This is a genomic window from Rothia sp. HC945 (assembly GCF_051370785.1).
In the GTDB taxonomy this organism is placed as follows: Bacteria; Actinomycetota; Actinomycetes; order Actinomycetales; family Micrococcaceae; genus Rothia.
In genome coordinates this window covers 166,680-190,959 of the sequence record NZ_JBFCSN010000003.1, presented here as the reverse complement: position 1 = coordinate 190,959, position 24,280 = coordinate 166,680, and the positions used below count along the sequence as shown (strand labels likewise).

Annotated in this window: 20 protein-coding genes; 14 read left to right on the top strand and 6 right to left on the bottom strand. The window is 62.9% G+C overall.

Going from position 1 to position 24,280, the window contains the following annotated elements; all coding sequences use genetic code 11:
* The first annotated feature begins 100 nt into the window (after nt 1–100).
* The 5 genes from AB0Y14_RS10855 to AB0Y14_RS10835 all read left to right on the top strand — a co-directional run bounded on the left by AB0Y14_RS10855 (nt 101) and on the right by AB0Y14_RS10835 (nt 5,663).
* Nucleotides 101–1,621, top strand: coding sequence for an amino acid permease (locus tag AB0Y14_RS10855; protein ID WP_436589277.1), 1,521 nt, complete (start codon nt 101–103; stop codon nt 1,619–1,621).
* Between the two features lie 125 nt (nt 1,622–1,746).
* A complete protein-coding gene (locus AB0Y14_RS10850; protein ID WP_436589276.1) occupies nt 1,747–2,466 on the top strand; it encodes a GNAT family N-acetyltransferase in 720 nt (239 codons plus the stop codon).
* A 146-nt stretch (nt 2,467–2,612) separates the two neighbouring features.
* Nucleotides 2,613–3,659 (top strand): CAP domain-containing protein, encoded by a 1,047-nt coding sequence (locus tag AB0Y14_RS10845; RefSeq protein WP_436589275.1) that lies wholly within the window; start codon nt 2,613–2,615, stop codon nt 3,657–3,659.
* A 27-nt stretch (nt 3,660–3,686) separates the two neighbouring features.
* A complete protein-coding gene (locus tag AB0Y14_RS10840) occupies nt 3,687–4,901 on the top strand; it encodes an MFS transporter (RefSeq protein ID WP_436589274.1) in 1,215 nt (404 codons plus the stop codon).
* 60 nt (nt 4,902–4,961) lie between these two features.
* Nucleotides 4,962–5,663 carry a hypothetical protein gene (locus tag AB0Y14_RS10835; RefSeq protein ID WP_436589273.1) on the top strand — a complete coding sequence of 234 codons (702 nt, stop codon included), beginning with the start codon at nt 4,962–4,964 and terminating at the stop codon, nt 5,661–5,663.
* Nucleotides 5,664–5,789: 126 nt separating this feature from the next.
* On the opposite strand, the gene AB0Y14_RS10830 is transcribed toward AB0Y14_RS10835, so the two are convergent.
* Nucleotides 5,790–6,299 (bottom strand): CoA-binding protein, encoded by a 510-nt coding sequence (locus AB0Y14_RS10830; protein ID WP_436589272.1) that lies wholly within the window; start codon nt 6,297–6,299, stop codon nt 5,790–5,792.
* Nucleotides 6,300–6,302: 3 nt separating this feature from the next.
* Nucleotides 6,303–7,637 (bottom strand): O-acetylhomoserine aminocarboxypropyltransferase/cysteine synthase family protein, encoded by a 1,335-nt coding sequence (locus tag AB0Y14_RS10825; protein ID WP_436589271.1) that lies wholly within the window; start codon nt 7,635–7,637, stop codon nt 6,303–6,305.
* A gap of 289 nt (nt 7,638–7,926) precedes the next feature.
* Here AB0Y14_RS10825 and AB0Y14_RS10820 point away from each other — a divergent pair, with 289 nt between their 5' ends.
* The 4 genes from AB0Y14_RS10820 to AB0Y14_RS10805 all read left to right on the top strand — a co-directional run bounded on the left by AB0Y14_RS10820 (nt 7,927) and on the right by AB0Y14_RS10805 (nt 11,771).
* Entirely contained in the window at nt 7,927–8,568 is a 642-nt protein-coding gene (locus AB0Y14_RS10820; protein ID WP_129316264.1) for an ABC transporter permease, read from the top strand.
* Between the two features lie 133 nt (nt 8,569–8,701).
* Nucleotides 8,702–10,024 carry an ABC transporter ATP-binding protein gene (locus AB0Y14_RS10815; protein WP_436589341.1) on the top strand — a complete coding sequence of 441 codons (1,323 nt, stop codon included), beginning with the start codon at nt 8,702–8,704 and terminating at the stop codon, nt 10,022–10,024.
* Nucleotides 10,021–10,782: an ABC transporter permease gene (locus AB0Y14_RS10810; RefSeq protein WP_436589270.1), complete on the top strand. Its 762-nt coding sequence runs from the start codon at nt 10,021–10,023 to the stop codon at nt 10,780–10,782. Before AB0Y14_RS10815 ends, AB0Y14_RS10810 begins: the two co-directional genes overlap by 4 nt.
* A gap of 2 nt (nt 10,783–10,784) precedes the next feature.
* Nucleotides 10,785–11,771, top strand: coding sequence for a glycine betaine ABC transporter substrate-binding protein (locus AB0Y14_RS10805; RefSeq protein WP_436589269.1), 987 nt, complete (start codon nt 10,785–10,787; stop codon nt 11,769–11,771).
* A 176-nt stretch (nt 11,772–11,947) separates the two neighbouring features.
* Here the strand turns inward: AB0Y14_RS10805 and AB0Y14_RS10800 are convergent, their stop codons facing one another.
* Genes AB0Y14_RS10800 through AB0Y14_RS10790 form a run of 3 tightly spaced genes read right to left on the bottom strand, consistent with a single transcriptional unit; the run spans nt 11,948 to nt 14,310 of the window.
* Nucleotides 11,948–12,928 carry a glycosyltransferase family 2 protein gene (locus AB0Y14_RS10800; RefSeq protein ID WP_436589268.1) on the bottom strand — a complete coding sequence of 327 codons (981 nt, stop codon included), beginning with the start codon at nt 12,926–12,928 and terminating at the stop codon, nt 11,948–11,950.
* Nucleotides 12,929–12,980: 52 nt separating this feature from the next.
* The gene (locus AB0Y14_RS10795) at nt 12,981–13,559 is read right to left on the bottom strand and encodes a hypothetical protein (RefSeq protein WP_436589267.1); all 579 of its coding nucleotides are present in this window, start codon (nt 13,557–13,559) and stop codon (nt 12,981–12,983) included.
* 25 nt (nt 13,560–13,584) lie between these two features.
* Nucleotides 13,585–14,310, bottom strand: a complete 726-nt coding sequence (locus AB0Y14_RS10790) for a FadR/GntR family transcriptional regulator (protein WP_436589266.1) — start codon at nt 14,308–14,310, stop codon at nt 13,585–13,587.
* 186 nt (nt 14,311–14,496) lie between these two features.
* Here AB0Y14_RS10790 and AB0Y14_RS10785 point away from each other — a divergent pair, with 186 nt between their 5' ends.
* Genes AB0Y14_RS10785 through AB0Y14_RS10770 form a run of 4 tightly spaced genes read left to right on the top strand, consistent with a single transcriptional unit; the run spans nt 14,497 to nt 19,945 of the window.
* Complete coding sequence (locus AB0Y14_RS10785; protein ID WP_436589265.1) at nt 14,497–16,077, top strand: ABC transporter substrate-binding protein; 1,581 nt, start codon at nt 14,497–14,499, stop codon at nt 16,075–16,077.
* Nucleotides 16,078–16,119: 42 nt separating this feature from the next.
* Entirely contained in the window at nt 16,120–17,073 is a 954-nt protein-coding gene (locus AB0Y14_RS10780) for an ABC transporter permease (protein WP_436589264.1), read from the top strand.
* A gap of 2 nt (nt 17,074–17,075) precedes the next feature.
* A complete protein-coding gene (locus AB0Y14_RS10775) occupies nt 17,076–19,139 on the top strand; it encodes a dipeptide/oligopeptide/nickel ABC transporter permease/ATP-binding protein (protein WP_436589263.1) in 2,064 nt (687 codons plus the stop codon).
* Nucleotides 19,136–19,945 (top strand): ATP-binding cassette domain-containing protein, encoded by an 810-nt coding sequence (locus AB0Y14_RS10770; protein ID WP_436589262.1) that lies wholly within the window; start codon nt 19,136–19,138, stop codon nt 19,943–19,945. The genes AB0Y14_RS10775 and AB0Y14_RS10770 overlap by 4 nt, the downstream gene beginning before the upstream one ends.
* Nucleotides 19,946–20,184: 239 nt before the next feature.
* Here the strand turns inward: AB0Y14_RS10770 and AB0Y14_RS10765 are convergent, their stop codons facing one another.
* Entirely contained in the window at nt 20,185–21,675 is a 1,491-nt protein-coding gene (locus tag AB0Y14_RS10765) for an MFS transporter (protein ID WP_436589261.1), read from the bottom strand.
* Between the two features lie 233 nt (nt 21,676–21,908).
* Here AB0Y14_RS10765 and AB0Y14_RS10760 point away from each other — a divergent pair, with 233 nt between their 5' ends.
* Entirely contained in the window at nt 21,909–24,251 is a 2,343-nt protein-coding gene (locus AB0Y14_RS10760; protein ID WP_436589260.1) for an exo-alpha-sialidase, read from the top strand.
* Nucleotides 24,252–24,280 lie beyond the last annotated feature (29 nt).

Below are 24,280 nucleotides of genomic sequence, written 5' to 3'. Positions count from 1 at the left end.
ACGGTCCCTCATTTTTGTGGGTAACATATTCGTCACACCCGAGCGGTAACGTTTCGGTCACTCACACCCTTCGAGGTTTTCTAAGAGAAGGTATTGACCCATGTCATCCAAAGCTTCGCGGTCCGGTGCCGAGCCCCAGAGCCACGGCACCGAACAGACATTCAATGATGAACAGGCGGGTTTTCACAAAGGGCTCGGCCCCCGCCAACTCCAGATGATCGCCATCGGCGGTGCCATAGGCACCGGCCTCTTCCTGGGAGCGGGAGGGCGTCTGGCCTCCGCCGGACCCTCGCTCTTCCTCGTTTATGCCGTCTGCGGTTTCATGGGCTATCTGATCCTCCGCTGCCTCGGCGAGCTCGTGGTCCACCGGCCTTCGTCTGGCTCTTTCGTCTCCTACTCCCGTGAGTTCTTCGGTGAGAAGGCCGCGTACTTCTCGGGGTGGATGTATTGGCTGTTCTGGGCGACCACGGCGGTGGTGGACGCGACCGCGATCGCGATCTACGTGCGCTGGTTCGGGCAGTACTTCGACGCCTTCGCCGCGATCCCGCAATGGGTCATCGCCTTCCTGGTGGTCGTGATCGTCGTCGTGATGAACCTGATCTCGGTCAAGGTCTTCGGCGAAATGGAGTTCTGGTTCTCGCTGATCAAGGTCATCGCCCTGCTCATCTTCCTGGCCCTCGGCATCGTGTTCGTGATCTTCGGGACCCCGAACGGCCAGCCCACCGGGTTCCACCTGATGTCCGGCAACGGCGGCATCTTCCCCAACGGTTTGATGCCGGCTCTGATCATTACTCAGGGCGTGGTCTTCGCCTATGCCGGTATTGAGCTCGTCGGCACGACGTCGGGCGAGACCAAGAACGCGGAAAAGATCATCCCGAAAGCGATCAACACGGTCATTCTGCGTATCGCCGTGTTCTACGTCGGTTCCGTTCTGCTTCTCTGCCTCCTGCTCCCGTACACCGCGTTCAGCGAGACGGAGAGCCCGTTCGTCACGTTCTTCTCCTCGATCGGTGTCGACGCCGCAGGTCCGATCATGCAGCTCGTGGTGATTACCGCGGCGCTCTCGTCACTCAACGCGGGCCTGTACTCCACGGGACGCATCATGCACTCGATGGCGATGGCCGGGTCCGCGCCCAAATTCGCCCAGAACCTCACCCGATCCGGCGTTCCGTACGGCGGCATCTGCCTCACCGCCGTCGTCGCGCTGCTGGGCGTGGTGCTGAACTACTTCGTTCCGGAGAGCGCCTTCGAAATCGTGCTGAACTTCGCGTCGATCGGCATCATGAGCGCATGGCTGACCATTACTATCTGCCACATGAAGTTCGTCTCCCTGACGAAAAAGGGGCTGTACCAGCGGCCGCACTACCGAGCTCCGCTGACGCCTTACGCCAACTGGCTCGTGCTCCTCTTCATGGCGGGTGTCGTCGTGTTGATCGCCCTCGACTACCCGGTGGGTACATTCACCCTGGGCTCCATGGTCATCGTGATCCCGGCCCTGATCGTCGGATGGTTCGCCGTGCGTGGTCGAGTCATGGAGATCGCCGCGGAGCGGGAGGGCGTCACCGGACTGCACCCGGTGGTTGCCAACCGACCTGCTGCCGGCGGACATCGCAAGTCCTAATGCCCTAGTCCGCGCGAGGTTCGGCGATCTGCCGGACCGATTCTGGCGGCGGTCCCGCTTCTGCGGGGCCGCCGCCATTCGTCTGCGTCCGGGAGGGAACGGGCGAGACGCCCTAAACTGACCACATGCGAAATGTCAGCCTCTGGTCGAACCGCCTGGCCCTTGATGCCCCGTGCGCCAACGACGTCGCCGCGATCGTCGATGCGTGCCAGGATCCGCAGATTCCGCGATGGACTGGTTCGATTCCGTACCCGTACGAGGAGGATGACGCACTGGAATACATCGAGGGCGTCGTCGCCCCGGGGTGGAAATCCGGGCACGAGTTGGTGTGGGCGTTCCACATCAGGGACGAGGCCAAACATCCGAATGAGGGGACTCTGATCCAGGTTCCTCGCGACGCGGCCGACCAGGTGCCGGGTGACGAGAACGTCGGGCTCTTCGCCGGCGTCGTGAGCCTCTCCATGACCAGCGGGCGGATCGCCAGCATGGGTGTGTGGACCGCTCAAGGCGCCCGGGGAAGGGGCTATACGGCGGAGGCTTGCCGTCTGGTGCTGGACTTCGCGTTCCGCGAGCCGGAAGCATCGGACCCGAAGGACTTGCCTTCCGGCCTCGGGCTCAGCCGCATCGAGTGGAGGGCCATGGTCGGCAATGAGGCCTCGGCCGGTCTGGCCCAACGGCTGGGATTTTCATATGAAGGCCTCTCCCGCAGGGCGTTGTCCACGGTGAACGGGCGCCTGCTCGATGTGTGGATCGCGGGTCGGTTGGCCGGCGACACCGGCGAGGCCACCACGTGGCCCGACCGGGTCATGCCTTCGGATCAGGAAAACAATGACACAAACCATTAATTGATAGTTTCGCTTCTATATCGGATATCAATTCTTAGTAGTTTATCTTTCTTTGTCTGCATAAAATGGTGGTGTTTCAGTGTAGACAAAGAGTTCTGCGCTGGCTGAGTCCTGATCATTCGTCTCCTTCATGAATGGAGTCGTCCATGGGTTTCTGTGCGATCGCGCTGCCGGATCTTCGAGGTCGGAATCGCTACGTCCCGCGTCATGCGCAACGGCGGCGATCCATGGTGGGCGCGATGATCCACGGGTCGACGGCGCGCAACATGGTGGCGGCGTCCGCGTTGGCCGCCGTCGCCCTGGTCGGAACCCAACTCCAAGCCCCGCCACCCGGGCGGGCCGCCCAGCAGGACATCCTCCGAGTCAGCCAAGAGAAGCGGCTTCAGGACACGCAAAGGCTGCTGGACGGAATCAACGCCTACCGCGGCTCTCGGGGCCTGCGCCCGGTCAAGTTCTCCGCCCAGCTCACACAGATCGAACAACGACATTCGGACGAACAGGTCATTGCGGAGACCTTCTATCACACCAATGACTTCCTCTCGGATCGGCGAGCCGGGCGGTACTCGCACGCCAACGAGGTCATCGCCCTGACCTACCAGACGGACGTGCTGCAATTGCTGGAATGGTGGAAGACCTCGCCGGCCCATAGCGCGGCGTTGCTCAACCCCAAGGCCCGGGTCGTGGGCATAGCGTTAACCTACGCCGACGGGTACCTTTCCCGCACGGGAGCCCCCTGGCGGTTGCTCGGAACGGTCAATCTCTACGGATACGAATACGGGGGCGCACCCTCGGATGCGTCAGACTCCGTGTGGGGCAGCCGTGCCGCGGGGGAGAGGCTGGGTGCCCTCACGCCGTACGGTGCCATCGGTCAGGCCTATCGCGCCAACGGAGGCGAAAGGGTGTTCGGCCGACCGATCATCCCGGAGAGCAATGCCACCGGCGGGCGGTACCAGATCTTCGAGGACGAACACGGGCAACGCTTCAAATTCTTGTGGACAGAACGCACCGGCGCCCACTGGGTCAAGGAATACGGTGCGATCGGAACCCTCTGGTCCAGGTCGGATTACGAACGAGGATTCGGGTTCCCCGTGACCAACGAATATCGCCGAGGAAACGAAATTCGTCAGCACTTTTCGCGAGGATACATTCTGGGGTGGAACGTTCACACCGGCGCACTCCGCATTTACCACTGACGCTTCGGATCGGCTTAGGCTTGCGGGGTGACCACAGCCAAGCCCGCACCCCAGCTGACTCGTTCCGTACTGTTCCTGATGTGCCTTGCCACAGGCTTGTGCGCGGGAGGGAATTACTTCAACCAGCCTCTCCTCGACGAAATCTCCGAGGCGCTGGGGGTCAGCTCCTCCACGGCGGCCACATCGGTCACGGTCGCTCAGGTGGCCTACGCGGTTGGCCTGGTTTTCCTTGCGCCTCTGGGTGACCTGTTCGAACGGCGCAAGCTCACGGTCGGCCTCATTGGGCTGACCGCCGCGGGGCAGGCCGTCGCCGGCTTCGCCCCTGGGTTCGGCGTCTTCCTCATCGGTGTCGCCGTGGCGGGTCTCTTCTCCGTGTCCGCGCAAGTGTTGGTCCCTTATGCTTCAATCCTGGCTGCGCCCGGCAAGGGCGGACGGGCCGTGGGGACCGTGATGTCCGGATTGCTCGCGGGCGTCCTGATCGCTCGAGCGGTGGCCGGGATCCTCTCGGACATCGGCGGGTGGACCCTGATCTATCACGTCGCCGCGGTCCTGATGATCCTCGTGGGAATCGGGCTATGGCGTGTGCTGCCGCGGTCCTATCCCGAGGACCCACCGAGTTACCCGGGTCTGTTCCTCTCCATGGGGCGCCTGATCCTACGTCACCCGCGGCTGCGCACCCGCTCGCTGATCTCCGGTATTTCCTTCGCGTCGATGAGTGCGATCTTCGCGACCACCACGTTGCTTCTGGCGGGTGAGCCTTTCGGGTTGAGCCCCACGGCCATCGGCCTGGTCGGCCTCACCGGGCTGGCGGGAGCGCTCATGGCAAGCGTGGCCGGCGGAATGGTCGACCGGGGCCACGGGCGCCGCGGGACCATGTTGGGTCTCGCAGCCCTGGCGCTTGGATGGGGAGCCTTTGTTCTGGGTGGGCACAGCGTGCTGTGGTTCTGCGTCGGTATGGTTCTCACGGACATCGGCGTCCAACTGGTGCACATCATCTCGATGAACACCGTGTACACGTTGGATCCTCAGGCCAGGGCGCGTCTGAACTCGGTCTACATGACGATGTACTTCGTCGGGGCCGCGGTGGGATCTGCCATTGGCGTGTGGGCCTGGAGCGCCGGGCACTGGGCCGGAGTCTGCATTGCGGGTGGGGTGATGACGGCGCTGTGCGTGCTGATCTGGTTGTACGACGTCGTGCTGGAAAATCGACAGCTCGCGGAAGACGCCCGCTTCGCTGATTGAAAAGTGAACCAAAGCATTTAGCATGGTGATATAAGACTCATACCTGACGTAAGGCACACCATGTCACGACTGAACCACGCGTCCAGGGCCATCGGTCTCGGCGCCATCGGCGTTCTGGCCCTCGCCGGTTGCGGAATGGGCGGATCGAACGATGCGGGTGATTCGAAAGAGAAGACGTCGATCTGCAAAGAAGACGCGTCGGACAAGACGACTCTCGATTCTGCGCCCAAGACCGACTGGAAAGACGGTCTCAACGGCCTGAAGATCCCAGCCTCGGACAAGTTCGGCCCGGAGAAAGTTGACGACGACAAGGTGCCGTCCTGCTTCAGCCACTCCCCGGAGGGCGCGCTCTTCGCCGCCACGAACTACAGCCTTCCCGTGGTCTCCCAGGACAATGGTCTGATGGCCAAGGTCATCAGGAAGCAGGCCATCGCCAATGATTCGCGGGACAAGGTTGCCGATCGCTTCGAAGAGGAAGGCCAGTCCGCCTCATCCTCCAGCCAAGCCGAAAACCTCAAAGTCGCGGGCTTCAAGCTGGCCGATTACACCAAGGACAAGGCCGCAGTGAAAATTCTGATCTCGGCCCACGACGGCGCCGGATACGGCGAGCTGACCTTCACGGTCCAGTGGAAGGACGACGACTGGCGTTTCGACGCCGACGCCGACACCGAGGACATGTCCTTCAAACAGGTCGAGGGTCCCGACGGGTACACCACGTGGGGTCCCAGCCAGGACGATGGCTCGTCCTCGAAGGGGTCCTGATCAGGCGAGAACCCGTCGGGACGTGCCCCGTGGTCGACCGATCCACGGGCCTCACACGACGCCGTGGAGATCCGGCCTCTGGGGGACGGTGGAAAGGGTGCGGGAGAACAAGCCCGCCCGGTAGAGTTACGCCGTCCGTTGCCGCTTCGAGGAAATGACCCCCGTATTGAACCCGGCCAGGTGCAGGCCGCCGTGGAACCGGGCGTGCTCGATCTTGATGCACCGATCCATCACGACATTGAGCCCGGCCTTTTCTGCAATCGCCGCGGCCTCCTCGTTCCACGACCCCAGCTGCAACCAGAGCGTCTTGGCCCCGATCTTCACGGCCTCCTCGGCGACTCCCGGGAGATCGTCGTGCTTCCGGAATGCGTCGACCACGTCGGGCGTTTCCGGCAGTGCATCGAGGGAAGGGTATACCTCTTGGCCAAGAACCTTGGCTCCCTTGCCAGCGAGGACCGGGTTCACGAAGTAGACCCGGTAGGGGGAACTCGAGAGCAGGTAGGTCGAGACGAAATACGAGGCGCGTGCCGGTTTGTCCGACATGCCCACGATCGCGACCGACCTCGTGTTGTGCAGGATGTTGAGGCGTTCCGGCGCACTCGGGCCGATCCAGGTGCGTGCGTTCTGATTCGTCATGTCTCACAGACCTTTCTGTTCGGCGGAATCGCGGGTGAGTCCCGTGGCCGCCGTCAGGGCTTGATCCAGATCCCAGAGGATATCTTCCGGGTCCTCGAGGCCCACCGAAATGCGGATGAGGTCTTCCGCAACGCCGCCCGCGGCCAGTTGCTCAGCGGAGAGCTGTTGATGGGTCGTGGTGGCCGGGTGCAGCACCAGGGTGCGGGCGTCACCAATATTCGCCAGGTGGCTCGCGAGCTGCAGGTTCTCGATGAATCGGCCTCCGACCTCACGGCCGGAGAGGCCGTTGGCTTCGGCGACACCGAAGCTGAATACCGAGCCGACGCCGAGCGGAAGGTACTTGCGGCCTCGCTGGTAATGCTGGTGATCGGGGAGACCCGCGTAATTCACGTAGGCGATGCGGGGATCCGCATCCAGCCAATCGACGACCTCCCGCGCATTGCTCAGGTGGGCGTCCATGCGCTGCGGCAGCGTCTCCACCCCCTGGATCAGCTGGAACGCCGATTGTGCCGAGAGTGAAGGTCCGATGTCTCTGAGCTGCTCCGAGCGCAGTTTGGTCAGGAACCCGTACTCACCGAAGTTTCCCCACCAAGAAATGTCGTTGTAGGAGGGGATCGGTTCGGTCATCGACGGGAAGTTTCCGTTGCCCCAGTCGAAACGACCGGACTCGACGACGACGCCGCCCAACGTGGTCCCGTGGCCTCCGAGGAATTTGGTGGCCGAATGGATCACGATGTCAGCGCCGTGTTCGAGAGGCCGCACCAGATACGGGGTCGAAATGGTCGCATCGACCACGAGAGGGATTCCGGCCTCGTGGGCGACCTGGGCGAGTCCCTCGAGGTCCGCGACCTGGCACGCAGGATTCGACACGGCCTCGGTGTACACGGCCTTGGTGTTCTCCTGCAGTGCATCCTTGAACGCCTGCGGATCCATGGAGTCGATGAACGTGGTCTCGATTCCGAAACGTCGAAGCGTGACGTCCAGCTGGGTCACGGTGCCGCCGTAGAGCTGCGCCGAGGACACGATGTGGTCGCCCGCTTGGGCGAGCGCCGCGAAAGTGATGAATTCGGCGGCCATTCCGGATGACGTGGCCACGGCACCGATGCCGCCTTCCAACGAAGCGACGCGTTCCTCAAAGGCCGCGACGGTCGGATTTCCCAAACGGGAGTAGATATTGCCGTACTTCTGCAGGGCGAAGAGGTTGGCGGCGTCGTCGGAATCCTTGAAAACGAAGGATGTCGATTGGTAGATCGGGACTGCTCGCGAACCGTGCTCGGCGTCGGGGGTTCCCCCGGCGTGGAGCGCGCGGGTTCTGAATCCAAAGGTGTGTTCGGCCATGCTGGTCCTCTTCGACGGTCGATGCTCGCGTACAACGATGTTCCATTTATGGTCGGCCGACGGCGAGGCCGCCCGCAACTGTTTCGATTGTGTCGCGCTCGGCCCAATATGTGACGACGCCGCCTCTCGGCGCCGAATCCCGCGTATTCATTGATCAGGATGCTGATGAACCAAGGGGGCTAGGAAGGTTGCACTTACCGCAAATAGTTGGTTCTCATCAGCAGGCTGATTATCGTTGGGCAGGATATGGGTATTCGCCCATGTCAGCAGTCATCACACTAGGAACACCATGAGCGAATTCTTGCGCCAGCGCTGGGGACAGATCCTGTTCTCCAGCTGGCAACACATGAGCCTCGTGGTGCAGTGCCTCGTGCTCGCTACGGTCATCGCGATCGTTCTAGCCGCGCTGTGCTACCGAAGCCGTGCGCTGACCTCCGTGGCGAACAACGTCTCCGCGGTCGGCCTTACCATCCCGTCCTTCGCCCTGATCGGCCTCCTCATCGTGCCTCTGGGCTTCGGCGTGGTGCCGGCCGTGGTCGTCGTGACCTTCTTCGCCGTACTGCCGATTCTTCGCAACGCGGTGGTCGGTCTTGCGGGCGTCGACCAATCGACGATCGAGGCCGCTCGAGGCATCGGCATGGGCCGCGTCAAAACATTCTTCCGCGTCGAACTGCCCCTCGCCTGGCCGGTGATTCTGGCCGGAATGCGCGTCTCGGCGCAGATGACGATGGGCATTGCGGCGGTCGCCGCCTACGCGCTCGGCCCTGGACTCGGTGGTTACATCTTTTCGGGCCTCTCGCGGCTCGGAGGCGCGAATTCCCTCGAATCCGTCGTGACAGGCATCGTCGCCGTGATCATCCTCGCCCTCATACTCGACGTGGTCCTCATCCTCGTCGGCCGTCTGACCACTTCAAGGGGTATCCGTGTCTGAGAACACCCGAAACAACACCACCTCCTCCCACGCCGCGTCCCAGGGCGTCGGAACCGAGCAGACGACGTCGCCGGCCGACGAAACCCGGAACAACGCAACCCGCGGGGGAGAAGCGCGCCAGAAGGGCGCCTCGATCCTCATCGAGAACGTGACCAAACGCTACGGCGGCGGCAAGACACCCGCGGTCGACCAGCTGACCCTGGAAATTCCGGCCGGGCAGATCATCATGTTCGTCGGCCCCTCCGGGTGTGGCAAGACCACGACCCTCAAGATGATCAACCGTCTGATCGAACCCACGGAGGGCAGACTGATCCTCGGCGACGAGGACGTCACCAAGATCAACGGTGACAAGCTCCGTCGAAAGATCGGTTACGTGATCCAGGCAGGGGGTCTTCTGCCGCACATGACCGTCGCGAGCAACATCGGCCTCGTCCCGAAGATGCTCGGGTGGGACAAGAAGCGCATCGCAGAGCGCGTGGACGAGTTGCTGGACCTGGTCTCCCTGGATGCGGACACGTATCGCAACCGGTACCCGCGGGAGCTCTCGGGCGGCCAGCAGCAGCGTATCGGCGTCGCCCGCGCCCTCGCGGCGGACCCGCCCGTTCTCCTGATGGACGAACCATTCGGCGCCGTCGACCCGATTACCCGGCAGCGGCTCCAGGACGAGCTCATCAACATCCAGAGCGAACTTCACAAGACCATCGTGTGCGTGACCCACGATTTCGACGAGGCCGTCAAACTCGGCGACTGGATCGCGGTCTTCGACGAAGGGGCCCGGATCGTCCAGTACGACACCCCTGAGAGGATCCTCGCGAATCCCGCGAACGAGTTCGTGGAGAACTTCATCGGTTCCGGGGCCGGCCTGAAGCAACTGGGCCTGGCCCGCGTGGGCGACGTCGACCTGATTTCCGGCGTCCTCGGCCATCCTGGTCAGAGTGCCCGCGAGTTGGTCGGCCACATTGACAAGACGGGGTACAATTCGGCGGTCATCGTGGACGAACGCGAGCGTCCGATCCAATGGCTCTCCAAGGAACAGCTGACGCGGATGACCACGGTTCCCTCGCACCTCGACAAGGAGCTCCCCCTCGTGGGAACCAGGTCCACCCTGAACGATGCTCTCGACACGATGCTGGTCGCGAGCACCGGTGAGGCTGTGGTCGAGGGCGCGCGCGGGCGATACCGGGGCATCATCACCGTCGAAACGGTCATGACCGCCATCACCGAGTTGCGTCGTTACACCCCGGGGGACTACACGCCGGTCGGAAACAACACGGGCGAGATCCCGGTGACCGTCCAGCGCACGAACTCCGAGGCCTCCGACGAGGCGGAAGGAACCGCAGGCACCGAGTCCAAGGACTCCGATGCTCAGGTCGTGGAGGACACGACGTCCTCTGCCGACCCCTCGGGACGCGCCCCCGGTCGGGAGCCGTGGAACGAAAGCGGTGACCGTTCATGACCCAGTCAGCTCAGTCGGCGGATCTGGACACCGGACGCCGTCAATGGGGCGGACTCGTGATCCAGCCGATCGTCATCATTCTCGCCCTGGCGGCCATCGCGTGGTGGTTGACCAGCGCCAACCTGACCGATTCGGAAAAGGTTACGCTCGATCCCAAGAACCTTCTGCAACTGACCTGGCAGCACCTCCAGCTGACGGTGGTTGCGGCAGTGATCGTGCTGGTGCTCGCGATCCCGATCGGAGTTCTCCTGACCCGGAAACCCATGCGATGGCTGGGGAGTCCGTTCATGGCGATTGCGAACCTGGGGCAGGCGGCACCTCCGGTCGGCCTGATCGTATTGTTCGCCTTCTGGCTCGGCTTCGGGTTCCAAGCCTCTGCTCTGGCCCTGATCCTGTACGCGTTCCTTCCGGTTCTGAAGAACACGATGGTGGGGCTCGACGCCGTTGACCCGAGGCTCGTGGAGTCCGCCCGCGGGATGGGCATGAGCAGCATGGCCGTTCTTCTCAAGGTCGAGCTGCCGCTGGCCGTTCCGGTCATGCTCGCAGGCATCCGCACGGCACTCGTGCTCCTTGTGGGCACGGCAACTCTCGCAACGTTCGTCGACGGCGGCGGTCTGGGCCTCCTGATCACCACGGGCGTCAACCTGTCCTTGAACAAGGTCCTCATCGCGGGATCACTGTTGGTGGCCCTCCTCGCGCTGAGCGTGGACTGGATTGCTCGCGTCGTCGAGCAGGTCGCTCGACCGAAGGGAATCTAGACATGTTTGGACAGAAGAAGATACGGTTCGCCGCCTTGGGCGCCGTCGGGGTGCTCGCGCTGGCCGGGTGCGGCCTGCAGCCGGCGACGTCGACCCTTCCCGACCTGGAGTCGGGGGCGATCAAGCCCATCGACGGCGCAGGAGACAAAAAGGTCACGGTGACCTCCAAGAACTTCACCGAACAATTGGTGCTCGGCAAGATCGCCGTGCTGACCGCAAAGGCGGCAGGCTTCGACGTGACCGATATGACCAACGTTCCGGGGTCCCAGCCCTCCCGCAACCTCATGGTCAGCGGCCAGGCACAGCTGGGCTGGGAGTACACCGGCACCGCCTGGCTGACCTATATGGGCAAGGACAAGGCCATCCCGGATGCCCAGGAGCAGTGGGAGGCAGTGAAGAAGGAAGACGCCAAGAACGACCTCACGTGGGGCAAGCCCGCCCCGCTGAACAACACGTACGCGTTCGCGGTTCGCCAGGACTTCAAGGACAAGTACGACGTCAAGACCCTGGAGGACATCGCCAAGGTTCCGCCCGAGGAACGGTCTTTCTGCGTGGAGTCGGAATTCAACTCCCGCAGCGACGGATTCAACCCGATGCTCGAAAAGTACGGGCTGAAGCGTGGGGCCCCGGATGGCGTTCCGGAAGACAAGGTATCGGTGATGGACACCGGGACGGTCTATGCGGCCACGGCCAAGGGCGACTGCAACTTCGGTGAGGTCTTCACGACCGACGGTCGTATCCCTGCGCTGAACCTGACGGTCCTCGAGGACAACAGGGAATTCTTCCCGAAGTACAACGGTTCACCGGTCTTCAACTCCGACCTGGTCAAGGAGTACCCCGAGCTCCAGGACCGTTTCGAGGAGGTCTCCAAGCTCCTGGACGACAAGACGATGCAGGACCTGAATTATCGGGTCGACGTCGAGGGCGAGGATCCTGGGGACGTGGCCTTCGACTGGATGGCGGACAAGGGCCTGGTCAAGAAGAAGTAGGCCGCACAGGCCCGAAGTCCGCACGCCCAGGGACCGCGATGTGGTTTCGGGCGGGGGACACGAAAGGCGCCCTGATCGGATGAGACCGGTTGGGGCGCCTTTGCCGTGCCGGAGGGAAGAGCGTCAGGCGAATCCGGTGCGCCGTGATGAAAGCCCCCGGGAGGCAGATGCCCGTCTCAGATCCCGTAGCGACGTCTGACAAATTCGTTGTAGAGCATCCCGTACACCAGGGGAGAGGTCTTGAGCAGGAGCCCCGCCAGCGCGTAATCGGGGCGTGCCCTGAGGCAGCGAAGAAGAAGGGAGAATCTCATGGCGCTCTGGCACTCGCGAATGTGGTGGCCCACGTCCGGAGGAGTAAGTCTGAGGGCGGCCTGGGCGGAGTTCAGGAAAGTGAGAATCCATGCTGCCGCCAGGGCATTCTTTGCCGACGGCGACCCTTCATGGGCCCGGGTGGTCTCCTTGAGGAATTCCATAAAACGGTAACTTTCAGGAATCGGTGGAACCGACCCCCAAGTAATGGATTGCGGATTCACCGAATACAAATGGAGTGAGTCCTCGATGCATACGACTTCTCGAGCGCGCTCGTACGCCGCGATCGAGAATCCGGCGTCCTCGACCCGATTCAACAGGGGAAACTCCAACCCTCGAATTGTCGAGGAGCGAAACAGCTTGTCCCACGCATAGGGCGTCATTTCGTCCTTCATCAGGAGAGTCATGGCCTGGTTCCCCGTATAGCGGCCGGGTCTGCCCCGAGACCGGTACCGATGCGTTCCGTCCGGGTACAACACGTCATGGCTGCATACGACGACGTCCGTGGCCGGTCCCGCGGCAGCAAGCATCTTCTCGAGGAACTCGGGATGAAAAACATCGTCCGAATCCAGGAACGCCACCCAGTCCGAACTCACGCTCCTCAGACCGCGATTACGTGATCCCGCCAATCCCAGATTGTGCTCATTGACCACATAACGAACGCGAGAATCATTCGTTTCCGCCAGGTGCTGGCGAATGACACGATCTGCGTCGTCCGGTGATGAGTCATTGACGATGACGAGTTCAAAATTTGTGTGCGTTTGATGGAGAATGCTGTCGATCGATCGAACTACCGTTCGCGCGGTGTTGTAGACAGGCAGAATGACGGCAACTGAAGGGCTGTTCATGAAACCTGATTCCTTGATGCGTGGTTCCATCGGGATAACAGCCACAATGATATTACGAGTTGTTGAGACGCCTCATAATCTCCACAAGGCCCGCCCGGCCCTCGCTCTGCTCATGCCACCCGGTGCGGATCAGGGCCTTGCTGACGGCCTGCGGGGAGATGCCCAATGCCTCTCCGACGGCACGGTGCTGTCCACGCACGCCGGGAACCAGAAGATCCACGACGCGCCATTCGGCCTCGGTCCTCGTGCCGACCAGGCGAGCCAGCAGCCTCGCCAGGGCCGTGGCCGCATCGGCGAGGGCGGGATCGGGGGCCTCGACGAAGACATTGCGGAACGCGGCCCGACCGGCGGAGGGGGCAGCAGTGCACCGCTGAACCGCCGCCCGCGCATAAGCGCTCGCGTACCCGGAGTCGTCGGGGCCGCCGGAGGAAATCCCGACTCCCACGGACACGCCGGGGGAGCGGAGAGCCTCGAGGGCGACGTCGATCGCAGGTCCGGGCTCCGTGAACACGGCGCTCAACCGGCCCGATGACGGCGACCCAAGTTCGGTGCCTTCGGTCAGCGCCGGGAGCGACCGCAGGCGATCGCCCAGGCCGGGCGCGTCCGTGGCTTCGATGATGATGGCATACATGTTCCGCTATTATGCCTGGCTCGGGTCAGCCGGCGGAGCTGCGCAGCACATCGCGCAGCGCATCAAAGTGCGATGTCAGCAGAACCGCGGCACGTTCCTTCTCCCCGTGCCTGACGGCCTCGAGGACCTCCCGGTGTGCCCGGGCATTCTGTTTGGCCATCGGGATCGATTGGCCGACCTGTTCACGGATCCGGCCATAGACGGACCAGAAAACCTCGAGCAGATTGGCCAAGAGGTCGTTGTCCAAGGGCGCGAAGAGCAATCTGTGGAATTCGTGGTCGTGCTCGGCGTTCAGGGCGCCGTCTTCCGCGGACTCCTCCATGCCTCGGATGCACGCTTCGAGGGCCATGTGGTCCTTCGAGGTCATGGCGTCCATGGCCGAGCCGATCAGGGCCGATTCCAGGGCCTGGCGGACCTCGACCACTTCCAGGGCCTCGTCTCCCCGACCCTGCAGGGACATGCGGGCATGGAACTCGAGCCCCATCGCCAGGGCCTCGAGGTTCTTGCGGCCCACGAACATCCCGTATCCGTGGCGGACCTCCACAATGCCCATCGATTGAAGGACCTTGAGGGCTTCACGCACCGTATTGCGGCCGACGCCGAGCTCCTCGACCAGTTCGAACTCCGTGGGCATGGGATCCCCAGGAGCCAATCCTCGGTCCAGGATGAACTCCATGATGTCCTGCTGGAGCGCGCGCATGCGATCAGCGGCGCCCACTCTGCGTTTGGGCATCGGTTCCTTCTCCGGCATGCGATTCCCCTCGTCGATGATTCACACTTGTGGATCCTATCGTGTTGGCTGCGCCGTCCAACCCCGGCGCCGGCTCGCTTCTTCGACGTGATGTTGACAACATCGTGCAATAGCTATAAATTCGCACTTTAGCTAGGACATCCTACATCCCATCTCCCGGAGGTCCCGATGAACCCAGAGCCTTCGATGACGAAGTCTCAGACCGCGCACGGTGTGTCACGGCGCGGCTTTATCACGGCCGTAGGCGGCCTCGGTGCGGCGCTCGCGTTCTCGGCCAGCCTCTCCGCCTGCGCGGGGGAGTCCGCTCCGCAGAAGAAACGCATTGAGGCCGGTATCTCTTACACGCTTTCCGGCGGATTCGACCCCATGATTACGACCAGCGCCACCGCGATGGCGGTCAACCTGCACGTTTTCGAAGGGCTCGTGGACCTCCACCCGGCGACGCGTGAACCGTATCTCGCTCTGGCCTCGGAGATGCCGAAGCAAATCGACGAGACCACGTACGAGGTCCCACTGCGCTCCGGGGCCAAGTTCCACGATGGTTCTCCCGTCACCGTCCAGGACGTGGTGTACTCGTTCACCAGGATTCTGGACCCGAAGAATTCCTCGACCCTCATGCAATTCCTCGGATTCATCGAGGCCGTCGAGCCCCAAGGCGAGGACGTCGTGTTGTTCCGCCTCAAGAGTCCTTTCCCGCAGTTTGCCGAGCGCATCTCGTGCGTCAAGATCGTGCCGAAGGCCGCGGTCGAGAAGGACCCCAAGGGCTTCGATGCCCATCCGGTCGGGTCGGGACCGTATTCGTTCGTCCGGGCGCTCAAGGACAACCGCATCGAATTCAAGGCCTTCGAGGACTACGGCGGGAAGTACAAGCCCACCGTGGACGAAATGACCTGGTTCCTGCTCTCCGACTCCGCGGCCCGGGTCACCGCTCAGGACTCTGATCGCGTCCAGGCGATCGAGGACGTCCCGTACCTGGATACCGAATGGCTCAAGGAACGCTCAGAACTCAAACAGGTTCCTTCTTTCGGGCTGCTGTTCCTGATGTTCAACCTCCAGAAGCCGCCGTTCGACGACGTCCGGGTGCGCAAAGCCCTGCACTATGGCCTCGACACCGAGCAGGTCATTCAGCGGGGGCTCCTGGGAAACGCCAGCGCGGCGACGTCGTACGTGCACCGTGAGCACCCCGATTACGTCAGGGCCTCCACCGTGTACGACTACGATCCGGACAAGGCGGCGGCCCTCCTGAGGGAGGCCGGGGCGGACTCGCTCGAGTTCACGGTCCACACCACGGACACCTCCTGGGTCAAGGACGTCATGCCGGTGGTTCTCGAGTCGTGGAACAGGATTCCCGGGGTCACGGCCAGCATGAAAGCACTCCAGTCCGGTGCCCTCTACTCCCAGCACGTGGATGCCGGGAAGTACGACGTCTGTGTGGCTCCGGGCGACCCCTCCGTCTTCGGCAACGACATGGATCTGCTGCTCTCGTGGTGGTTCCGCGGCAAGACGTGGGCGGACAAGAGGTATCACTGGGCGGGAACGCCGGAGCACGACCAGACCCTCAGCCTCATGGACCAGGCGGTCAGAACGACCGATCACGGGGAGGCGCAGCGCCTGTGGGGCCAAGCGATCGACATCATCGCCGACCAGGTTCCCCTCTACCCGATCTTCCATCGCAAGCTGCCGACGGCGTGGCACGGCTCCGAGCTCAAGGGCTTCCAGCCGTTGCCGACCACGGGCCTGTCCTTCCTCGGCGTCGAACGGAACTGACCCAGCCACCTTCTCCCGCACACGATCCAAGGAGGATTTCTCGTGGGGAACATACTCAGACTCCTCGGGCGTCGGCTCGTCGCCCTGCCCTTCATGATCCTGGGCATCACGCTGCTCGTTTTCATCGTGTTGCACTTCTCCCCGGGGGACCAGGCGACCGCTGCTCTCGGCGAAGGCGCCAGCTCCGACGCCAAGGAAGCATACCGGGCAGCCCATGGTCTCAACGATCCATTGGTCGTTCAGTACTTGTCGTTCCTGGGGCGCCTGGTACGGCTCGACTTCGGCGTCACGACGCCGCCCGAATCCCCGATCTCCACCATGATCGCCGGAGCCTTCCCCGTGACCCTGCAATTGACCTTCTGGGGAGTGGTCATCGCGGCCATCGTGTCGCTGGTGCTCGGCGTCGTCGCCGCCCTTTGGCGAGACCGGTGGCCCGACCAGGTGATCCGTGTCTTCTCGATCGCGGCCGTCGCGACTCCTTCCTTCTGGCTCGGCATCTTGTTGATTCAATGGTTCGCCGTCGGGTGGCGGATTCTTCCTTCGGGCGGCTACACCTCCATCTTCGATGACCCCGGCAAGTACGCGACGTCGATGCTGATGCCTTCCGTCGCGCTCGCCATCCCTGTGTGCGCCTCCCTCATTCGCGTGGTCCGGACCTCCATGGTCGAAGAACTCGACAGAGACTATGTCCGCACCGCGATCGGCAACGGCGTCCCTCGAGGCGAAGTCCTGAGGAAGAACGTTCTGCGCAACGCGCTCGTGACGCCCGTGACCGTGCTCGGTCTGCGCATCGGCTACTTGCTCGGCGGCGCCGTGGTGATCGAGATGATCTTCTCGATGCCGGGCATGGGTCAGCTGATCCTCAATGGGATCACGAATCAGGACATCAACCTGGTCCAAGGGGTCGTGGTGACGATCGCCGTGACCTTCGTGGCGGTCAACATCATCGTCGATCTCCTCTACCTGCTCATCAACCCCCGCATTAGGACGGTGTGACCATGAGATTCAAGCTCGCCGACCGGCTGTCCCGGCCCGGAATCCGTTTCCGGACCATGCCCTGGGGATCCAAGCTGTCCATGGCATTCCTGGTCATCATCGCTCTCGCGGCGATCCTTGCCCCGGTGCTTGCACCCCACGACCCGCTGGCCACAGGCTCAGGAGTACCGCAGCCACCGAGCGGGGATCACCTGTTCGGCACCGACCGGCTCAACAGGGACATCTTCTCCCGTCTGTTGTACGGGGCGCGCAGCTCCCTGGTCATCGGCCTGGGGTCCGTGGCCCTGGCCCTGGTGCTCGGCGGCATCCTCGGCGCGATCGCCGCGACCGGGCGCAGGTGGGTCAACGAGGGAGTCATGCGGGTCATGGACGTGATCATGGCGTTCCCGGGCATCGCCCTCGCCGCGGTTCTGTTGTCCACGATGGGCAATACGATCCCCGTGATCATCCTTTCGATCGCGATCATCTACACCCCGCAGCTTGCTCGCGTGGTGCGAGCCAATATCCTCACCCAATGGAACGAGGACTACGTTCGCGCCGAACGCATTGTCGGTGCCTTGAAGAGCTTCATCCTACTCAAGCACGTGGTGCGCAACAGTGCGGCCCCGGTGCTGGTCTTCGCCACGGTCATGGTTGCCGACGCGATCATTTTCGAGGCGTCCCTCTCGTTCCTGGGTGCAGGGATCCAGGATCCCGACCCGAGCTGGGGCAACGTCATCTCCTACGGGCGCAATGTGGTTCTCTCGGGCGCTTGGTGGGCGACCACATTCGCCGGTATCACCATCCTTCTGACCGTCCTGGCGTTGAATGTCCTGTCCGAAGGCATGACCGATGCGATGGCCAACCCTCGTTTGCGCTCGCACGCGGCGGGCGCTGAGCCCGATGAGCGCCGGAGGGAGAACCCGCAACCGACCACGGAAGCGATCTTCGCCTCGGATTCCGAGCAGGATATTCCGACGTCGAACATCCAGACTGTTGGTCCGCGGGGCAAATCCGTCCTGGGCTCCCAGCTCGCCGCTCTCGCCGCGGCCGAGGCCCGCCGCACGGACCGGTTTGCTCCCGACCCGGACGCCGCGCCGTTGCTCGAGGTCAAGAATCTGTCGATCTCCTTCCCGGACAGGTATGGGGACACGAAGGTCGTGCGCGACCTGAGTTTCTCCGTTGCCCCGGGAGAAACCATGGGGCTGGTCGGCGAGTCCGGATCCGGAAAGTCGATCACCTCCCTGGCCATCATGGGCCTCCAGGCGCCCAACGCGGTGGTGACCGGGTCGATCGACTTCGGCGGCAAGGAGCTCGTCCCCTCGGCTGCCGGGCAGCAGGCCCTGGACCGGACCTTCGCCGGACTCAGGGGCCAACAGATCGCGATGATTTATCAGGACGCCCTGTCCTCGTTGAATCCGTCGATGCTCATCAAGGACCAAATGGAGCAGCTGACCAAGCGCGGTGGGCGTATGAGTCCCGCAGAGCTGCTGGAGCTCGTCCAGCTCGACCCGGACCGAACCCTCAAGAGCTATCCCCATGAGCTCTCCGGTGGGCAGCGCCAGCGTGTTCTGATAGCGATGGCCCTGTCTCGATCGCCCAAGCTGGTGGTCGCCGACGAACCCACAACGGCGCTTGACGTCACCGTCCAGCGGCAGGTCATCGATCTCCTGCTCGACCTGCAGAAACAGTTGGGTTTCGCGATGATTTTCGTGAGCCACGACCTCGCCCTGGTGGGGTCACTGGCCCATCGGGTCACCGTCATGTACGCGGGCCAGGTGGTCGAGAGCGGGAGCACCTCGGAAGTCCTGTCCGACCCGCGGCACGAGTACACGCAGGGGCTCCTGGGGTCGGTGCTGTCCATCGAGTCCTCGGCAGAGCGGCTCTACCAGATCCCGGGAACCGTTCCGAGCCCTGGGGATTTTGCCCCCGGAGATCGTTTTGCCCCCAGATCCCAGCGCCACGATGCCAATCCCTTGGCGCCGTTGCGCATGGAGCAGGTCGGCGACTCCGATCACTACTGGGCAACCAACGAACCGGCCTCCGGAACGGCCACGGTCAACATCATTCAAGGAGCTGACTCATGAGCGCCACGGAATCCCGGACCGCAGAGTCCGTCCTCTCCCTGGAGAACCTCGAAGTCCACTTCACCAGTCGAACCGGTTCACTGTTCCGGCGAAAGGTGGTCAAAGCGGTGGACGGGATCTCCCTCGAGGTCCAGAGCGGTCGCACGGTCGGCATCGTTGGTGAGTCCGGTTCCGGGAAGACGACGCTCGCGAACGTCCTCGTCGGTCTTCAGGAGCCCACCGGAGGACGGTTGTTGCATCGGGGCAAGCCGGTGGGCACCGGCAAGGCGGACCGGAAGGCCTTCGGCAAGGCGGTGACGATGGTGTTCCAGAACGCCTCGACCGCGCTGAACCCTCGCATGACCACTCACGACATCATCAGGGACCCCATGGACGTGCACGGAATGGGCAGCGTACCGGGCCGGTCGGATCGGGTCTACGAACTGCTGGACATGGTGGGGCTGCCTACATCGGCCGCCGAAGCGGTTCCGGCCCAGCTCTCCGGAGGCCAGCGCCAGCGCGTCGCCATCGCCCGAGCGCTCGCCCTGGATCCCGAGGTCATCGTCGCCGACGAGCCGACGAGCGCTTTGGACGTCTCCGTGCGGGCCCAGGTCCTCAACCTCTTGATCGATCTGAAAAAGGAACTCGGCATCGGGATGGTCTTCATCTCGCATGACATCCAGACCGTGCGACATATCTCCGATGACCTCCTGGTCATGACCCAGGGGCGAGCCATCGAGCAGGGGCTGGCGCAGGACGTGCTGGGCAATCCTTCGTCCGAATACACAGTGAATTTGCTGAAGGCCGCTCCGTCGTTTCTCGACTGAGGGCGAAGCCGGCACGGCGACAGGCCGGGGCGCTCGAGCGCAAGGAGACAAGCGCCCGTTCGAAGAATTCTTCGAACGGGCGCTTGTTCGGCGTCAGCCTTCCAGGGGGCTCACCTTACGACGGGATAGTCGGCGATCCACGGATGGCCTCATGATGTTCCTTCGTTGAGGAGTTTTCGGCTCGTCAATGAGGCATGAAGTGATGAGGTGCAGAAGTGATGAAGTGAAAGGGCGACGAGTCAGTCCGTGGTTGCGATGATTTCGTCGTTTCCGTCCTCAGGCCGGACGCTTTCAGCTGATACGGCGGTCTGAGCCCTACGAGGCAGATTCAGCCAGATGGACAGGATGACGAGGAGAGCGAACCCGACGGAGAGAACCGCCAGTGCGGTGCCCAGGGAGAACTTGTCGGCGAGGCTCGCACCAAGAATCGGGCCGACTGCGCCGCCCAGGGCGCCCACGTTGTAGGTGAACCCCAAGCCGGCCGCTCGCTTTTCGACCGGGAAGTAGCTGGAAACCCACTTGGGCAGAAGGCCGGAGACACCCTGTCCGAACATCTGGGTGAAGAAGAGCAGAATCCCGACCAGGACCACGTACTCGCCATTCTGCAGGAACAGAGGGAACACAAGGATCTGGGAGATGGTCAGGCTGATGGCGTACCAGCGGCGCATGCCGACGGCGTCCCCCGCGAAACCGGCCACGATATAGCCGAGGGCATTGCCCAAGCCCGCGATGGTGACGATGTTGGCCACCACGTTGGGATCCATGCCGACCCCCTTGAGGTACGTCGGCAACAGGCCCTGAATCGGCCAGGTGTACATGAAGCTCGCGAAGACTGTCACCACGATGGCGATACCGGTGGCCCAACGCATCTTGTCGAATTGCACGATGAAGGCGATGAATACCGCGGCCGACACCACGGCCAGAAGGACCACAGCGTACCGGGGGAGGCCGAATCCGGCGAAGATGAACAGGAGCGACACCGCAGCCACTACGGTGCCCATGAGGTTGAGGATTTTCTTCGGGCCGCCGAACAGGGTCGTGAGCATGTCCGCTTCCTGGGCCGGTCCCGTCTTCTTGGATTCCTCCCAATCCTTGGCTTCGGGAAGCGAGCGGCGCATGTAGATCGCGACGACGATAGGAACGATGCCCGTCAGGTACAGGGCTCGCCAGCCCCACCCATGCCCGAATTGCTCGGCCCACGGGACGAGGTATTTGTCGACCTGGGCCGCAAGAACCACGCCGAAGGCATATCCGGACAGTAGGAAGCCGGAGGCCTTGTTGCGCATGTGCCTGGGCCAGGACTCGATGACGTATGCGGCCGAGGCGGAGTACTCGCCCGCCATGGCAAACCCGATGATGAGGCGGAAGACGAAGAGGAACCAATAGTTCGGCGCGAAAGCCATGCCGATGGAAGCCACAGCGAACATGAGGATCGAGACGACCATCGCGGGACGCCTGCCGAACTTGTCGCCGACTGCGCCCAGGACGAGGCCGCCGAGCCAGCGGGTAATGAAGGCCGCTGATACCAAAGAGGCGCCCTGAACGAGGGTGAGGTCGAAGGTCTCGATCATTGCCGGAAGGGCGAAAGAGATGAGCACGAAATCGTACCCGTCGAGGAGAACGCCAAGCCAGGCTGCGAAGAACGATTTTCCGTCCTGTGAATTGAGGTGCTGCCACCAGCGCTTCCCGGTACTGGGGGAGGTACGAGATGAAGTATGAGGAGAACTCATGACCACGAGATCCTTGCTCTGAAGGCCGGCATTCGGCCGCGGGTGAGATGTCAGTCATAGGTAGGACGTCCTACGCGGAAATTAGCAGGTTGAGTGATCCAGGTCAACGTCCCTCTCGCGCCCAGAGAATTCGATTCCTGACCAGGCTCGATCGAGGTGTTAGAGTGCAGTCATAGGATGTCCTATGTGTCGAGGGGCACCTTGTGGATAGCTTCTTCAACGGAGGAATTGTCATGAAAGCATCGCTGCATGCCAGCGGGGTTCTTGTGGACGAAGTCGGTTCCTGCGCCGACATCAATCGTGCGACGGCTCAGCGGCTGGATGTGCTGCAGGGGCTCCGCGAGGGAACGATTCTGCTGAAGTTTGCGACTCTCGTCGACGGCACGTTGCTGTCGGCGCGGGCCGCCGACGAGAGTGCGGAGTGGGAGCTGGCGATCGAACGGAATCGTCTGGTCCGGCGCGTCACCGTTGACGGCGGGATTTCCTCATTCCTCGATGCCGAAGATGCCGACCGGCTCAATGACGGGCGGGATCACGACGTCGCGGTCGTGGTCGGGCCTCGCGGGACGTCCATCTTCCTGGACGGGTACGAGCTCTTTACCGCCACTGATGTCAGCTTCTTCGAGGCGTTGGGTGAGCTCGGAGCTCTTGAGGTGGGTCGGGAAGGGGTTCCGGAGGTTTCCCACCTGACTATCAGGTCTGACGTCCTGACCCCGCGCGGAGTCTTGGCGCACACCGAAGAAACGCGGCCCCTGGTTGAGTTTGCCGCAGAGAGACTCGCGGACCGTGATGCCCGACGCTGCGCCGAACTTTCCGTGGGCTCTCTGCGGGCACGTTTCCGTGTGAGAGGGCGCCACCAAGGCGGAGTCATCCTTCAGGGCGGTTTGGCGAAGCAGGATCCGGGACAGCATGCGGTGACCCTACGGATCGATTCCGGGGACCTGCGTTACAGCGTCACGGCTGGTGGTCGAACATTGGTGGATGTGGTGGCCCCAGGCAACTGGGACGACGGAGGGTGGCACGACATCGTCGTGACCTCCGGATATGGAGCAACCACCATCTACGTGGACGGTTTCCAGGTTGGTCGTGCTCCGGGGGTAGCCTTTTTCCGCGACGTCGCGGACGTCGACGTCGTCACGGTGGGGATGGACATCGACGGTTCTCGACTCTTCGGGGAGGCCTCGACTGCGATGGTCTTCGACCAAATCCTCTCCGATGCGCAGGTCAAGCGTCTGTCGATGGTGGACCCCCTGGACACGAACGCTCTCTTCGACACAGGAATGCTCGGTTCCGTCAGTTACAGGATTCCTTCTCTCCTGCGGACGCAAAGCGGTGTTCTCATCGCCGGAGCGGACCAGCGCACGGCCATCGCCAATGACAGCCCGAACCACATCAACTTCGTGATCCGCAGAAGCCTGGACGACGGCGCGACGTGGGAGGATCTTCAAACCGTCATTTCTTCGCCGGGCGAAGGGCCGAAAGGCGCATCGGTCATCGATTCTCTGCTGGTCGAGGACAGATCGACCGGCAGGATCGTCGTCTTGATCGACCATTTCCCCGGCGGCGTCGGACAACCGAATTCCGCGCTCGGCACGGGTTTCAACGATGCCGGTCGTCTGCTCCTCACGGATGACGACGGAGACGAACACGAGCTCCAGGAAGACGGACAGGTCCTTCGTGGCGACGGAACCCCCACAGAGTACCGGGTCGAGACGGACGGGACGGTTCTGCTCAGTGGCGAGAAGCAGGGAAATATCTGGGACTCTACGAGCCATCCGCCTCTGCGCCCGCTTCTCAGCTGCTACCTCTGGATGGTCACGAGCGACGACGACGGCGAGACATGGAGCGACCCGGTGGATATCACGCCGCAGGTCAAGCAGCCGTGGATGCGTTTCCTGGGAACGTCCCCCGGGTCCGGAATCCAGATCGAGAAGGGGCCGTATGCCGGCCGACTCGTCATGCCCGTCTACTACAACAGGGAAGAGAACATCACTTTCTCTGCCGCGGTCGTGTATTCCGACGATGGCGGAACGACCTGGTGCCTGGGCGGGTCCCCGAACGACGAACGGGAGATCGACGGACAAACGGTCCACTCCCGGACGCTGAGCTACGACGCCGCATCTCTCCACGAATCGACCGTATTCGAGGCGGAGAACGGTGAACTCGTACTGCTCATGCGCAATCAGAACAGCAGCGGCAGGGTGGCCCGGTCCCGGAGCTCGGACGGTGGCCAGACGTGGGGCCCCGTCGATTTTGATCCCCAGTTGACCGAGATTTTCAGCCAGCCCAACGCGGTCGCCCTCAGCACCGAACGGGGGAGAGGCGTCGTCTTCGCGAACGCCTCTCAGCTGTTGCCGTTTCGCGGCTGCGGGGTACTGCGGCTTTCCTACGACGACGGTCGAACTTGGCCGCACAACAAAGTGTTCAACCCTCGCCACTACGTCTATCAGTCCATGGCTCAGTTGAGCGACGGATCGATCGGACTGTTGTGGGAGAGGGAATGGCATGGCATCTACTTCACCCGCATCCCATTGTCGTGGCTCGAAGAGTCGCGGCAATCCCTGACCTCGCTCTGACAAGAAGAGCCTGACCCCCTAAAAAGGAG

Bases quoted from the DNA above. Each gene is read 5' to 3' on its own strand.
- AB0Y14_RS10855 (WP_436589277.1), top strand. From the start codon at position 101: ATGTCATCCAAAGCTTCGCGGTCCGGTGCCGAGCCCCAGAGCCACGGC.
- AB0Y14_RS10850 (WP_436589276.1), top strand. From the start codon at position 1,747: ATGCGAAATGTCAGCCTCTGGTCGAACCGCCTGGCCCTTGATGCCCCG.
- AB0Y14_RS10845 (WP_436589275.1), top strand. From the start codon at position 2,613: ATGGGTTTCTGTGCGATCGCGCTGCCGGATCTTCGAGGTCGGAATCGC.
- AB0Y14_RS10835 (WP_436589273.1), top strand. From the start codon at position 4,962: ATGTCACGACTGAACCACGCGTCCAGGGCCATCGGTCTCGGCGCCATC.
- AB0Y14_RS10830 (WP_436589272.1), bottom strand. From the start codon at position 6,299: ATGACGAATCAGAACGCACGCACCTGGATCGGCCCGAGTGCGCCGGAA.
- AB0Y14_RS10825 (WP_436589271.1), bottom strand. From the start codon at position 7,637: ATGGCCGAACACACCTTTGGATTCAGAACCCGCGCGCTCCACGCCGGG.
- AB0Y14_RS10820 (WP_129316264.1), top strand. From the start codon at position 7,927: ATGAGCGAATTCTTGCGCCAGCGCTGGGGACAGATCCTGTTCTCCAGC.
- AB0Y14_RS10810 (WP_436589270.1), top strand. From the start codon at position 10,021: ATGACCCAGTCAGCTCAGTCGGCGGATCTGGACACCGGACGCCGTCAA.
- AB0Y14_RS10805 (WP_436589269.1), top strand. From the start codon at position 10,785: ATGTTTGGACAGAAGAAGATACGGTTCGCCGCCTTGGGCGCCGTCGGG.
- AB0Y14_RS10800 (WP_436589268.1), bottom strand. From the start codon at position 12,928: ATGAACAGCCCTTCAGTTGCCGTCATTCTGCCTGTCTACAACACCGCG.
- AB0Y14_RS10795 (WP_436589267.1), bottom strand. From the start codon at position 13,559: ATGTATGCCATCATCATCGAAGCCACGGACGCGCCCGGCCTGGGCGAT.
- AB0Y14_RS10790 (WP_436589266.1), bottom strand. From the start codon at position 14,310: ATGCCGGAGAAGGAACCGATGCCCAAACGCAGAGTGGGCGCCGCTGAT.
- AB0Y14_RS10785 (WP_436589265.1), top strand. From the start codon at position 14,497: ATGACGAAGTCTCAGACCGCGCACGGTGTGTCACGGCGCGGCTTTATC.
- AB0Y14_RS10775 (WP_436589263.1), top strand. From the start codon at position 17,076: ATGAGATTCAAGCTCGCCGACCGGCTGTCCCGGCCCGGAATCCGTTTC.
- AB0Y14_RS10770 (WP_436589262.1), top strand. From the start codon at position 19,136: ATGAGCGCCACGGAATCCCGGACCGCAGAGTCCGTCCTCTCCCTGGAG.
- AB0Y14_RS10765 (WP_436589261.1), bottom strand. From the start codon at position 21,675: ATGAGTTCTCCTCATACTTCATCTCGTACCTCCCCCAGTACCGGGAAG.
- AB0Y14_RS10760 (WP_436589260.1), top strand. From the start codon at position 21,909: ATGAAAGCATCGCTGCATGCCAGCGGGGTTCTTGTGGACGAAGTCGGT.